Raw genomic sequence first — 12,802 nt, 5'->3', positions numbered from 1 at the left:
CATGCGGGTCCGGACGCGCCCGCGCCGGGCCCGGCCGGTGGTGGCGACAGGACTTGCCACCGGCATGGTTAGTGAACGACGATGCACTCGTTGCGGGCGACGACGCCCGGCCGGCCGGATGCGCAGAGGAGTCGATGTGGACGTTCGGGAGAGCTCCGGGCACAGGGACCTCCGGGAACACGGCCCGGGCCCGGCCCGCTCGGACCAGGGGGGACACCCGTGACGACCGTCCTGCGCTCCGCGCTCGACACCTCGGACGAGGTCTACCTCGCCAACCGCGCGCACGCGGAGACGGTCCTGGCCGAGCTCGACGAGCAGGTCCGGACCGCCATCGCCGGGGGCGGCGAGCGCTACCAGCAGCGCCACCGCGACCGCGGGCGACTGCTCGTCCGGGAGCGCATCGAGCTGCTCCTCGACCGCGACGCCGCGTTCCTCGAGCTCTCCTCGCTCGCGGCCTGGGGCACCCCGTTCACCGTGGGCGCCTCCATCGTGACCGGGATCGGCGTCGTCTCCGGCGTCGAGTGCATGATCATCGCCCACGACCCCACCGTCCGCGGTGGCGCGATGAACCCGTACTCGCTGCGGAAGACGCTGCGCGCCCTGGAGATCGCGCGCATCAACCGGCTCCCCACGATCAACCTCGTCGAGTCCGGCGGGGCGGACCTGCCCACCCAGTCCGAGCTGTTCGTGCCCGCGGGCAAGATCTTCCACGACCTGACCGAGCTGTCCTCGATGGCGATCCCGACGATCGCGCTCGTCTTCGGCAACTCCACCGCGGGCGGCGCCTATGTGCCCGGCATGTGCGACCACGCCGTGATGGTCGACCAGCAGGCCAAGGTGTTCCTCGGCGGCCCGCCGCTGGTGAAGATGGCCACCGGAGAGGAGTCCGACGACGAGGAGCTCGGCGGCGCCGCGATGCACGCCAAGGTCTCCGGCCTGTGCGACCACTTCGCCGTCGACGAGCGCGACGCCATCCGGATCGGGCGCCGGATCGTCTCCGAACTCAACTGGCGCAAGCTCGGCCCCGGTCCCACGCTGCCCGCCGACGAGCCGGTCCACGACCCCGACGAGCTGCTGGGCATCGCGCCGTCGGACATCAAGGTGCCCTTCGACCCGCGCGAGGTGATCGCCCGCGTGGTCGACGGCTCCCGGTTCGGCGACTACAAGCCGCTGTGGGGCACCAGCCTCGTCACCGGCTGGGCGTCGATCCACGGCTACCCCGTGGGCATCCTCGCCAACGCCCGCGGCGTGCTGTTCAGCGAGGAGGCCAAGAAGGCCTCGGAGTTCATCCAGCTGGCGAACCAGACGGACACGCCCCTGATCTTCCTGCAGAACACCACCGGCTACATGGTGGGGAAGAGCTACGAGCAGGGCGGGATCATCAAGGACGGCTCCAAGATGATCAATTCGGTGGCGAACAGCAAGGTCCCGCACATCACGCTGAACCTGGCCGCGTCCTTCGGCGCCGGGAACTACGGCATGTCCGGACGCGCCTACGACCCGCGGCTGATGTTCGCCTGGCCGGGCTCCCGGCTCGCCGTCATGGGCGCCGCGCAGCTCGCCGGCGTGATGTCGATCGTCGCCAGGCAGTCCGCCGCGTCGTCGGGCCGGGAGTTCGACGCCGAGGCCGACGAGCGCAACCGCGCCGCCGTCGAGGCCCAGATCGAGCAGGAGTCGCACGCCTTCTTCGTCACGGCCCGGCTCTACGACGACGGCCTGATCGACCCCCGTGACACCCGCACCGTGCTCGGCATCGCCCTGTCGACCGCGCACTCGAACATCGTCGCCGGCCAGCGTGGCTACGGCGTCTTCCGGATGTGAGTGAGGCATGACCATCCACAAGCTGCTGGTGGCCAACCGCGGGGAGATCGCCGAACGGATCATCCGCTCCGCGCGGGCCCTGGACATCGTCACGGTCGCCGTCCACTCCGACCCGGACACCGACGCCCTGTTCGTCGAGGCCGCCGACGAGGCGGTGCGGCTCCCCGGCGCCGCCCCGTCGGAGACCTACCTGCGCGCCGACCTGATCATCGAGGCCGCGCTGCTCACCGGCGCCGACGCGATCCACCCCGGCTACGGCTTCCTGTCCGAGAACGCGGACTTCGCCCGCGCCTGCGCGGCCGCCGGCATCACGTTCGTGGGCCCGCCGGTCGAGGCCATCGAGGCGATGGGCTCGAAGATCGCGGCGAAGGAGCTGATGGAGAAGGCGGGCGTGCCCGTCCTGCCCGGCGCCACGATCGACGACGCCGCACAGGCCGACGCCGCCGCCGTCTCCGCCCTCGCCGACGGCATCGGCTACCCGCTGCTGGTGAAGGCCGCCTTCGGCGGTGGCGGACGCGGCATGCGCATCGTCCGCTCCGCGTCCGAGGTGGTCGACGCCGTGACCGGGGCCCGGCGCGAGGCCGCGTCGGCCTTCGGCGACGGCACCGTGTTCCTCGAACGGTTCGTCGAGGACCCGCGCCACGTCGAGGTGCAGATCTTCGGCGACACGCACGGCACCGTGGTGCACCTGTTCGAGCGGGAGTGCTCGATCCAGCGCCGATACCAGAAGATCGTGGAGGAGGCCCCCTCCCCCGCCGTCGACGACGCGCTGCGCACCCGTCTCGGGGACGCCGCCGTCGCCGCGGGTGCGGCGATCGGCTACACCGGCGCCGGGACCGTCGAGTTCGTCATGGCGCAGGACGGCGAGTTCTTCTTCCTCGAGGTCAACACCCGTCTGCAGGTCGAGCACCCGGTCACCGAAGAGATCACCGGCCTCGACCTGGTGGCGCTGCAGATCGCGGTCGCCGAGGGCGAGCCGCTGCCCGTGGAGGCCACCGGGGCCACCATCACCGGGCACGCGATCGAGGCCCGGCTCTACGCCGAGGACCCGAGCCGGGACTACCTGCCCGGGTCGGGGACCCTCCACCGGTTCTCCGTGCCCGCCCTGCCCGGTGTGCGCGTCGACACCGGTGTGCGGGACGGCTCGGTGGTCGGGACGCACTACGACCCGATGCTGGCCAAGGTGATCGCGCACGGCCGCACCCGCACCGAGGCCGCCCGGAAGCTCGCGCGGGCGCTGTCCGAGGCCGAGATCCACGGCCCGGTCACCAACCGGGACCTGCTCGTCGCCGTCCTGCGCGAGCCGGAGTTCCTGGCCGGGCGGACCGACACCGGCTACCTCACCCGCCATCAGCCCACCGCACTCGTCGGCACCCCGGCGGAGTCCACCCTCGCCGTGCACGCCCTCGTCGCCGCCCTGGCCGACCAGGCGGACCGCCGGGCGGGCGCCGCGGTCCAGCAGCCGGTGCCGTCGGGCTGGCGGAACGTCCGCAGCGCCTTCCAGCACGCGGAGTACCGGGCCGGCGACACCGACCTCGACGTGACCTACCGGCTCGGCCGCGGCACGCTCGAGGCCGGCGTGAACGGGACCGCGCTCCCGGGCGCGGCCGTGCTCGCCGCCACCGCGGACCGGGTCGACCTGCAGGTCGGCGGTGTGCGGCGCGCCGTGCGGGTGCACCGCGTCGGCGACACCGTCCACGTCGACAGCGCGCTCGGCGCCACCACACTGACCGAGCGGGCCCGGCTGCCCGAGCCCGGCACCGACGCCGCCCCCGGCTCGCTGCTCGCGCCCATGCCCGGCACCGTCGTCCGGGTCGCGGCCGGGGTCGGGCAGCAGGTCGAGCGGGGTGCGGTCGTCGTGGTGTTCGAGGCCATGAAGATGGAGCACCTGGTGCGCGCCCCGGTCGCCGGCACCGTCGCCGAGCTGGGCGTGCAGGTCGGGGACACCGTGGAGTCCGGCGAGGTCCTCGCCGTCATCGAGGAGGCGCAGGCCTGACATGAGCGACGTGACCTACGAGGTGACCGACGGCGTCGCCTGGCTGACGATCGACCGCCCCGAGGCCCGCAACGCCCTCAGCAGGGCCGTCCGCGAGGGCCTGTTCGACGGCGTCCACCGGTTCAACGCCGACGACACGGCGAAGGTCCTGGTGCTGACCGGCTCCGGGGAGAAGGCGTTCTGCGCGGGCGGCGACCTCAAGGAGATGAACGACGTCGCGCTCCGGGTCCCGCCCCCGGACTTCCTGCCCCAGCTCGGCCGCAACATCGACGTCCCCAAGCCGACGATCGCGGCGGTCAACGGGATCGCCTACGGCGGCGGGTTCCTCCTGGCCCAGCAGTGCGACCTGGTGGTGGCCGCCGAGCACGCCCGCTTCGCGGTGTCCGAGGTCAGGATCGGTCGCGGTTCCCCGTGGGCCGCGCCGCTGTCCTGGCTGGTCCCGCCGCGGGTCGCGATGAAGATCCTGCTCACCGGCGACCCGATCGGCGCGGCCGAGGCGCAGGGCCACGGGCTGGTCAACGACGTGGTGCCCGCCGCCGAGCTGCGCGGGCACACCCAGCGGCTGGCCGAGCGGATCGCGGCCAACGCCCCGCTGTCGGTGCTCGCGGCCAAGCGGACCGTGTACCTGTCGGCGAGCCACACCCGCGCCGAGGCCTACGAGCGTGCCGAGGAGATCTGGGAACCGGTCTACCTGTCGCAGGACGCCCAGGAGGGCCCGCTCTCGTTCCGGGAGAAGCGTGCCCCCGTCTGGCAGGGGGCCTGACCATGGTGACCATGGAGACGGTCCTCGACGACCTGGAGGCCGAGAGCGCGGTCGTCCGCGCGATGGTCGCCGATCTCGACGACGCCGCCATCGGCGGCCCCACGCCGGCCGAGGGCTGGACCGTCCGCGACCAGCTCACCCACCTCGCCTGGTTCGACGAGGCGGCCACCCTCGCGGCGACGGACCCGGCGACCTTCCGCACGCGGGCGGACGGGTTGCAGGAGCTCGGGCCCGGCTTCCCCGACCGGATCGCCGCGGACCACGCGGGTCTGCGGGCCGAGGAGGTCCGGGCCTGGTTCGCCGGGGCCCGCGACGCCCTCGTCAGCACCTTCCGCGGCATCGGGCCGAAGACCCGGCTGCCCTGGTACGGGCCGGACATGAGCGCCCTGTCCTCCGTCACCGCCCGGCTGATGGAGACCTGGGCGCACGGCCAGGACGTCGCCGACGCACTCGGGATGCTCCGGGAGCCGACGGACCGGCTGCGCCACGTCGCCCACCTGGGGGTGCAGACCTTCGGTTTCACCTTCCGCAACAACGGCCGTGAGGTCCCGGAGGCGCCCGTGCGGGTGGAGCTGGTCGCCCCCTCCGGCGCGCTGTGGACCTGGGGCCCGGAGGACGCCGCGGACCGGGTCACCGGCTCCGCCCTGGGCTTCTGCCTGGTCGCGACCCAGCGCAGGCACCCCGACGACACCGACGTGGCCACGACCGGGCCGGTCGCCGCCGACTGGGTCTCGATCGCCCAGACCTTCGCCAACCCGCCCGGCCCCGGCCGCGCCCCCGGCGCCGTCACCGCGGCGTTCCCCGCCCCGACCCGTACCCCCGCAGGAGGGCCCGCATGACCCGCGCACCGGTGCGCATCGGCAACTGCTCCGGCTTCTACGGCGACCGCATCACCGCCGCGCGGGAGATGGTCGAGGGCGGGCCGATCGACGTGCTGACCGGCGACTACCTCGCCGAGCTGACGATGCTGATCCTCTACAAGGCGCGGCGGAAGGACCCGACCAGCGGCTACGCGAAGACCTTCCTCACCCAGGTCGAGCACGTGCTGGGCACCTGCCTGGACCGCGGCATCAGGATCGTGTCGAACGCGGGCGGGCTCAACCCCGCCGGGCTGGCGTCCGACCTCACCGCCTTGGCGCAGCGGCTCGGCCTCGCCCCGCGGATCGCCTACGTGCACGGCGACGACCTGGTCGACCGGCTCGACGACATCCAGGCCGCCGGGCACACCCTGGCCCACCTCGACACCGGCGTCACGCTCGCCGACGCGGGGGTGAACCCGGTGTCCGCCAACGCCTACCTGGGCGCATGGGGCATCACCGAGGCCCTGCGCGCCGATGCGGACGTCGTCGTCACCGGGCGGGTCACCGATGCCTCCGTGGTCGTCGGCCCCGCCGCGTGGTGGCACGGCTGGGAGCGCACCGACTTCGACGCGATCGCCGGCGCCATGGCCGCCGGGCACGTCATCGAGTGCGGCCCGCAGGCCACCGGCGGGAACTACTCCTTCTTCGAGGAGATCACCGACCGCCGCTACCCCGGCTTCCCGATCGCCGAGGTCGCCGCCGACGGGTCCAGCGTGATCACCAAGCACGCGGACACCGGCGGGCTCGTCTCGCCGGGCACCGTCACCGCCCAGCTGCTCTACGAGATCGGCGAACCCGCCTACCTCGGCCCGGACGCCGTGGCGCACTTCGACTCGCTGCAGCTCACGCAGGACGGCGAGCACCGCGTACTGATCTCCGGCACCCGAGGCAGCGCGCCCACCGACCGGCTCAAGGTGGCGCTGAACTACGAGGGCGGCTACCGCAACACCATGACCCTCGTGCTCACCGGCACCCGGATCGAGGAGAAGGCCGCCTGGGCCGAGCAGCAGCTCGTCGAGCTGCTGGGCGGGCGGGAGCGCTTCGCCGAGTTCGACGCGCAGCTGCTGCGCTTCGACCACCCCGACGCCCCCACCAACGCCGAGGCCACCGCCCACCTGCGGGTCACCGTGAAGGATCCCGACCGACGCACGGTCGGGCGGGCCTTCTCCAACACCACGATGGAGCTCGCCCTCGGCGGCTATCCGGGCTTCCACACCACGACGCCACCCTCGTCCGAGAGCGCCTTCGGCGTGTACTGGCCCACCCTGGTGCCCGCCTCCGAGGTGGAGCACCTGGTCACGCTGCCCGACGGCACCACGACACCGGTGCCGCACAGCCCGGTCACCGCCGGGATCCCCGCCCCGGCCGAGCCGGTCGTGCCGGCACCCGTGGCGGGGGCCACCCGGCGGCTGCCGCTGGGCGAGATCGCGGCGGCCCGCTCCGGCGACAAGGGCGGCAACGCGAACATCGGGCTCTGGACCCGCACCGACGACGAGTACGCGTGGCTGCGCGGCCACCTCACCGTCGAGCGCGTCCGCGAGCTGCTGCCGGAGGCCGCCGGGCTGGAGATCCGCCGCTTCGCCCTGCCGAACCTGCGCGCACTGAACATCGTCGTGGTCGGGATCCTGGGGGCCGGCGTCGCCTCCGCCACCCGCCCCGACCCGCAGGCCAAGGGGCTGGGCGAGTACTTGCGCAGCCGCCTCGTCGACGTCCCCGTCGCCCTGCTGCCCGGCTGACCGGGGCGGCGGCCCCGCGCCGGGTCAGGGGAACATCGCGCGCAGCTCGGGCCGGTCGAGCTTGCCGCTGCCCGTGCGGGGAAGCGCGTCGACGATCTCGATCCGCTTGGGTCCGTGCATCCCCCGCAGGTTCGGGTCGGCGGCGCACCAGGCGGCGATCTGCTCCACGGTGACGCCGGGCTTGTTGGGGACGACCACCGCGGTCACCTGCTCGACCCAGCGCTCGTGGGCCGTGCCGATCACCGCGACCTCGGCCAGGTCGGGATGGTCGGCGAGGTGCTCCTCCACCATCTGCGGGAACACGTTCTCCCCACCCGAGACGATCATGTCGTCGATCCGGTCGACGTAGTACAGGTAGCCGTCCGCGTCCTGCGACATGAGGTCACCGGTGCGGAACCAGCCGTCCGCCGACCACTTCTCCGGGACGTCGATGTTCCAGTACCCCGGTGTGACCGCGTCCCCCCGGACCCAGAGCTCGCCGACGCCGTCGTCCCCCGGGCGCAGGTCCGGGCCGCCGCCGACGGGTACGAGCCGCGTGCGCACGATCTGCTCCAGCGGGGTGCCCATCGAGTCCGGACGCCGCACGTCGTCCGGGCCGTAGGTGACCACCAGGCCGTTCTGCTCGGTCTGGCCGTAGATCTCCACGCCCGCGATCCCGGTCCCCGCCTCGAGCCGCTCGATCGCGGCCGTGGGGGTGCGGGAACCGCCGAACATGCAGATCCGGAAGGAGTCGAGCACCACCGGCGACCCCACCGTCCGGTTGCCGACGTCGATCATCATCGTGGAGATCAGGCCACCGAAGGTCGGACGCAGCTCCTGGGCCAGCTCCAGCCACCGCACGACGTCCCAGCGCGGCATGAACGTGATCTGCCCGCCGAGCAGCAGCAACGGCAGGCTCGCCAGCTGCAGGCCGCCGACGTGGAACAGCGGCATGCAGTTCAGCACGTGGTCGGCGGCGGTGAGCCGGTAGCGGCCGATGGCGCCCTCCGCCTCGGCGGCGAGGTTGCGGTGGGTCTGCCGCACGCCCTTCGGCACCCCGGTCGAGCCCGAGGTGTACATGATGCAGGCGTCCTCGCCGTCGAGCCGGGGCAGCACGTCGGCCGCGGGCTCGTGGGCCGCCAGGGCCGCGGCGAACCCGTCGGTCGTCAGCAGCTCCGGGCACTCGTCGCCCAGCAGCGCGGCGACCCGGTCCCGGTCCGCGGCGGGCAGCACGAGCACCCGCAGCCCGGAGTCGCGCACGACGTGGCGGAGCGCCGCGTCGGGGAACATCCGGTTGAGCGGCACGCCGACCGCGCCGGCCTGCCACGTACCGAGCAGCCCGACCAGGTACTCGGGGCAGTTCGGCAGGAGGAACCCGACCCGCTCCCCCGGCTCGACCCCGGTGTGCCTCAGGTACGCGGCGAAGCGGGCGCCGCGTTCGGCGTACCCGGCGTAGTCGACCTCGTCGTCGTCCAGCCGGAGCGCGACGTCCGCCGGGTGGTCGGCCGCACTGCGGCGCAGGAGCGTGGCGATGTTCATCGGCGGGTCCTCCTCGGCCACGACCGCGCTCCGCGCACCCACGCCGTCGTGAGGTGATCAGCTGTTCACTAGCGGAACCTACCGGGAACGACGCGGCACGTCACGCGCCCCGACGGGTCCCCGGCGGTCCGTCACGGCGCGCCCACGCCCCCGGGCGCGTCTGCGCGTGAGGTCGCCGGACCGCCACGGGTGTGGGGGACGCCGCTCCCCGGAACCCGGAGCCGCCCGCGGACGACTGTCGGGGTGTGTGTCCCCCACCGGTCTCCCCGGCCCGCTCGTCGGTCGTCGCGCTCGTCGCCGCGGCCCTGCTGTTCGTCGCCGGGTGCACCGGCACGCCACCCGGCCCCGGTCCGGCGGAACCCGACGCCGGGTTCCCGCTGACGCTGGAGCACGCCTTCGGGGCGACGACGATCCCGGCCCGTCCGCAGCGCGTCGTCGCGCTGGGGGCGGCCGACGTCGCTCTCGCGCGCGAGCTCGGGGCGGACGTCGTCGGCGGCCTGCGCAACGCCGGGGAGTCGCAGCCGCAGGCGCCCTACCTCGCGCCGTTCCCGGACGGGGTGCTGACGATCGACGAGCTGGAGCCGCTGCCGCTGGAGCGGATCGCGGCGTACCGCCCGGACGTCGTCCTGGCCGTGTCGTCCTACCTCGTGACCGACCGCGACGCCTACGAGCGCCTGAGCGCGATCGCCCCGACCGTCGTCCACCGCGACACGCTGTTCGGCACCACGATGCAGGACGACGCCCGGCGGATCGGGGCGGCCCTCGGCGTCCCGGACCGGGCCGAGGAGCTCATCGCCCGGGCCGACCGCGCCGTCGCCGCACTGCGGGCGGAGCTGCCCCGTCTCGCCGGCCGGTCGGTGCTGGTCGGGCAGGCGAGGGGGGACGTCATCCCGGTCATCGTCGACCCGGCGAACCAGTCGACGGCGCTGACCCGCGCACTCGGGCTGGGTCTGCCGCCGACCTTCGCCACCGACCCGCCCGCCGGTGACGGGGTCGCCCCCGGCACGGTCGCGCTGTCCTACGAGGAGGCGGGGCGCCTGGCCGAGGCCGATCTGGTCGTCATGAGCTTCCCGACCGCGGCCGACCGGCGGCGCTTCGAGGGCGACCCGGTGGTCGCGCGGGCGCTGTCGCGCACGACGTACGTCCCGATCGGCCTCGACGAGGCGATCGCGCTGCAGGCACCGAACGTGGTGTCCACCGGCTGGCTGCTCGACCGGCTCCGCCCCGCGCTGGAACGGGTGGCGGCCGCGCCCGCTACCGGCCGCTGAGGAACGCGACCGTCTCCCGGTTCACCTCGTCCGGCCGTTCGAGGTAGCCGTAGTGCCCGGCGTCGGCGATCTCGACGTAGCGGGCGCCGGGCACGGCGTCGGCGACCTCGCGGCTCAGGTGCGGCGGGATGGCCGCGTCGTCGGCGAAGGCGAGCACCAGCAGCGGGACGGCGAGCGCGCGGTAGGCCTCGGTCCGGTCGCGCAGCGCCATCGACACCTGCAGCTGGGCCCGGTGCCCCTTCGACACACCGGCCCCGGCGAACGCCAGGATGTCCAGCCAGTCCTGGGCCTCACGGTCGGTGCGCACGGTCGCCGGCGACAGGTACTGCAGCGCGGACACCGCGGCGTGGTAGTCCTCGGGCAGCTCGACCCCGGCGTCGGCCAGCGCGATCTCGCCGGCGGTGACCGCCCGCTGCACGGGGCCGAGCCGGGCGTGCGCGGCCATCGCGACGACCCGGGAGACCAGGTCCGGCCGGGCCGAGGCTAACTTCAGCACGCCGATCCTCGTCCCGCCTAGAGAGTGACATCACCCAAAAACCCCACACCGCCCGAATCCCCAGGTCGGCGACCTTCTCCGGGCACGCTGTCACACTTTCGGGTGAAACTACTCAGCGTCAGCGAGACGTCGTGCGGCACGTCGGACCCCGGCCCCGTCGCCGCCGTTCGGTTGGGATCCGAGCCCGCAGACCCACGCTCCGCACACGACGGCGGCCGGCACCGGGACACCGGCGCCGGCCGCTGTGGACGGACGGGGACCACTCCTCGGACTACCGGGACACGGCCTCCGACAGGCGGGGGGCGATCCGATCGACGATCCACGGGATCGACAGCGGGGAGGGGTTCCGCAGCCCGATGAACTCGTCGTAGTCGTAGTTCACGACGGCCCCGCGCCGGACCACCGGCAGCCGCTCGAACAGCGGGTTCTGCTCGAGCGTCCTGCGTGCCTCCGCGTCGCCGCCGTCGAACAGGACGAGGGCGTCCGCGTCGAGCGAGGCGATCTGCTCGGAGGAGATCTGCACGCCGAACGACTCCCCCTTCGGCAGCGCGAGGATCTGCGGCGACAGCGACAGTCCCAGCGCCGTGGGCACCGAGTTCATCGCGTCGTCCGGGTCGCGCAGCGCGGTCACCGCGCCGGGCTGCACGAAGCCGAAGGTGTAGGTGGCGCCCTGCAGGGCCGGGTGCGCCGCCCGCGTCTCGTCGAGCTTCGTCTGCACCCGGCCGATGACCTGCTCGGCGTCGGCCGGCCGGCCGAGCGCCGTCGCGAGCTGCGTCGTCATCTCCTGCCAGGTGTCCTGGGCCGGACCCTTCTGGTAGCCGATCGTCGGCGCGATGGCACTGAGCTGCGGATAGGACTTCTCCAGGGCGAAGTAGCCCGGAGCGAAGATCAGGTCCGGCTTCAGGGCCGCGACCTGCTCGATGTCCACCTCGGTGGCCTCGCCGCTCACGGGGAGCACCTGGACGTCCGAGGCCCCCTGGGCCTGCGACGTCCACGGGGCGAGACCGGACTCGCTACCACTGGAGGATGCTCCGACGACGGGTGCGTCGAGGGCCAGCGCGACGTCGACCCCGGTGGGCCCGAGGGCCACGATCCGCGCCACGCCCGGCGGCACCGTCGTGGTGCCGAGTGCGTGGGTGACCGTGACCGAGCCCTGGGCGGTGTCGGGGGCGCCGGAGGGCTCGCTGCCGCAGGCGACGGTCCCGGAGAGCAGTGCGCCGCACACGGCGGCACCGAGGAAGACCCGGCGACTTAAGTTAGGCATACCTCTTAAGCTACGCAGGAAGGATTCCCCGGGAAAGATCCTGGCGGCACCCGTGCTGTGCTGCACCCGTCACAACGGTCCGATGAGGACGCGGCCGAAGGACGGTGGCCCCATGAATGCGGGAGCCCGGGGCCCGGCCGTCGGCACGCACGCAACCCTCGATCGCCGACGTCCCCTACCGGACGCAGGCGCACGCCGACGTCGTGCCGCGGCCTCCCCGGTGAGACCACGGCACGGACGCGACAGGCCCCACGTCCGCAGGAGGCGCCCGTCCGACACCGTCGGAGGCGAACGAGCCGATCGCGCGCCACGCCACCGGGCCGTCGGACGACTACGGGACCACCGATGTCTGACCAGCCGTGGCGCGACCGCGCCCGTGCGGCTGCCGCTCGCGGAGCGAACACAGCAGCCCGTGGAAGGCGTTCCAGACGGCTGCCCCGTCCCCCGCACGCCCGGACTCCGCCAGCCACAGAGCGGACTCGTTCATCGCGCCGGACAGCAGCCGGGTCAGCGGCTCGACGGGCTGGGACACGATCACCCCGTCGTCGACGAGCTGCTGCAGCGACTCCGCCAGATGACGCGCGGAGGTCTGCTCGTCCAGCCGGCGCCACTCCGACCAGCCGAGGACGGCGGGCCCGTCGATGAGCATGATCCGCGACAGCTCCGGGACGTTGGACACCGAGAGGAACGCCCGGCAGCCGGCGACGAACGAGGTCCAGGGGTCCGCGTCGGAGGAGACCGACGTGGACACCCGGTCGGCCACCTCCGCCTGGACCTGGGCCAGGACCTCGCGGAACAGGCCGATCTTGCCGTCGAAGCTGTGGTAGAGGGCGCCCTTGGTGACGCCCGCGGCGGCCACGATCTCGGCCAGTCCGACCGCACCGTAGCCACGCTGCGCGAACAACGTCCGCGCCTCGCGGATCAGGGCCTTCCGCGTCTGCTCCCGTTGCCGGATCCGCACTCCGCTCATGGACCCTCCCGAACTCATGTACCGTCGGTATGTGAGTGTGCTACGGCCTTCTCGAACGTACCGATGGTACGTCGATCTCCCCGAGGAGTCCTGTCATGACCACCGTCGCG

At 73.5% G+C, this 12,802-nt stretch carries 9 protein-coding genes and 1 pseudogene; 6 read left to right on the top strand and 4 right to left on the bottom strand.

Going from position 1 to position 12,802, the window contains the following annotated elements; genetic code table 11:
- The first annotated feature begins 219 nt into the window (after positions 1 to 219).
- The 5 genes from ZF1_RS12890 to ZF1_RS12870 are packed head-to-tail and all read left to right on the top strand — an operon-like array spanning position 220 to position 7,176.
- Entirely contained in the window at positions 220 to 1,821 is a 1,602-nt protein-coding gene (locus ZF1_RS12890; protein WP_073575111.1) for an acyl-CoA carboxylase subunit beta, read from the top strand.
- 7 nt (positions 1,822 to 1,828) lie between these two features.
- Positions 1,829 to 3,817 carry an acetyl/propionyl/methylcrotonyl-CoA carboxylase subunit alpha gene (locus ZF1_RS12885; protein WP_073575112.1) on the top strand — a complete coding sequence of 663 codons (1,989 nt, stop codon included), beginning with the start codon at positions 1,829 to 1,831 and terminating at the stop codon, positions 3,815 to 3,817.
- Between the two features lies 1 nt (position 3,818).
- Positions 3,819 to 4,580 (top strand): enoyl-CoA hydratase/isomerase family protein, encoded by a 762-nt coding sequence (locus ZF1_RS12880; protein ID WP_073575113.1) that lies wholly within the window; start codon positions 3,819 to 3,821, stop codon positions 4,578 to 4,580.
- Positions 4,581 to 4,591: 11 nt separating this feature from the next.
- A complete protein-coding gene (locus tag ZF1_RS12875) occupies positions 4,592 to 5,419 on the top strand; it encodes a TIGR03084 family metal-binding protein (RefSeq protein WP_308292830.1) in 828 nt (275 codons plus the stop codon).
- Positions 5,416 to 7,176 (top strand): acyclic terpene utilization AtuA family protein, encoded by a 1,761-nt coding sequence (locus ZF1_RS12870; protein ID WP_073575115.1) that lies wholly within the window; start codon positions 5,416 to 5,418, stop codon positions 7,174 to 7,176. Before ZF1_RS12875 ends, ZF1_RS12870 begins: the two co-directional genes overlap by 4 nt.
- A gap of 24 nt (positions 7,177 to 7,200) precedes the next feature.
- Here ZF1_RS12870 and ZF1_RS12865 read toward each other — a convergent pair whose 3' ends face one another.
- Positions 7,201 to 8,715: a class I adenylate-forming enzyme family protein gene (locus ZF1_RS12865; protein WP_482637359.1), complete on the bottom strand. Its 1,515-nt coding sequence runs from the start codon at positions 8,713 to 8,715 to the stop codon at positions 7,201 to 7,203.
- A gap of 224 nt (positions 8,716 to 8,939) precedes the next feature.
- Here ZF1_RS12865 and ZF1_RS12860 point away from each other — a divergent pair, with 224 nt between their 5' ends.
- On the top strand, positions 8,940 to 9,962 hold the full coding sequence (locus tag ZF1_RS12860) for an ABC transporter substrate-binding protein (protein ID WP_482637358.1): 1,023 nt from the start codon (positions 8,940 to 8,942) through the stop codon (positions 9,960 to 9,962).
- Here the strand turns inward: ZF1_RS12860 and ZF1_RS12855 are convergent.
- The 3 genes and pseudogenes from ZF1_RS12855 to ZF1_RS12845 form a co-directional block, all read right to left on the bottom strand.
- Positions 9,949 to 10,476, bottom strand: a pseudogene (locus ZF1_RS12855) (alpha/beta fold hydrolase); the annotation flags it as partial. The gene ZF1_RS12860 and the pseudogene ZF1_RS12855 overlap by 14 nt on opposite strands.
- A 253-nt stretch (positions 10,477 to 10,729) precedes the next feature.
- On the bottom strand, positions 10,730 to 11,722 hold the full coding sequence (locus tag ZF1_RS12850; protein ID WP_482637357.1) for an iron-siderophore ABC transporter substrate-binding protein: 993 nt from the start codon (positions 11,720 to 11,722) through the stop codon (positions 10,730 to 10,732).
- 331 nt (positions 11,723 to 12,053) lie between these two features.
- Positions 12,054 to 12,692: a TetR/AcrR family transcriptional regulator gene (locus tag ZF1_RS12845; protein ID WP_482637356.1), complete on the bottom strand. Its 639-nt coding sequence runs from the start codon at positions 12,690 to 12,692 to the stop codon at positions 12,054 to 12,056.
- Between the last annotated feature and the right edge of the window lie 110 nt (positions 12,693 to 12,802).

It is taken from the genome of Pseudonocardia sp. ZF1 (assembly GCF_056835605.1).
This window is presented reverse-complemented; position numbering and strand designations above follow the sequence as displayed.

Coding starts and splice junctions, on each gene's coding strand:
- ZF1_RS12885 (WP_073575112.1), top strand. CDS start 1,829: ATGACCATCCACAAGCTGCTGGTGGCCAACCGCGGGGAGATCGCCGAA.
- ZF1_RS12880 (WP_073575113.1), top strand. CDS start 3,819: ATGAGCGACGTGACCTACGAGGTGACCGACGGCGTCGCCTGGCTGACG.
- ZF1_RS12875 (WP_308292830.1), top strand. CDS start 4,592: ATGGAGACGGTCCTCGACGACCTGGAGGCCGAGAGCGCGGTCGTCCGC.
- ZF1_RS12870 (WP_073575115.1), top strand. CDS start 5,416: ATGACCCGCGCACCGGTGCGCATCGGCAACTGCTCCGGCTTCTACGGC.
- ZF1_RS12850 (WP_482637357.1), bottom strand. CDS start 11,722: ATGCCTAACTTAAGTCGCCGGGTCTTCCTCGGTGCCGCCGTGTGCGGC.
- ZF1_RS12845 (WP_482637356.1), bottom strand. CDS start 12,692: ATGAGCGGAGTGCGGATCCGGCAACGGGAGCAGACGCGGAAGGCCCTG.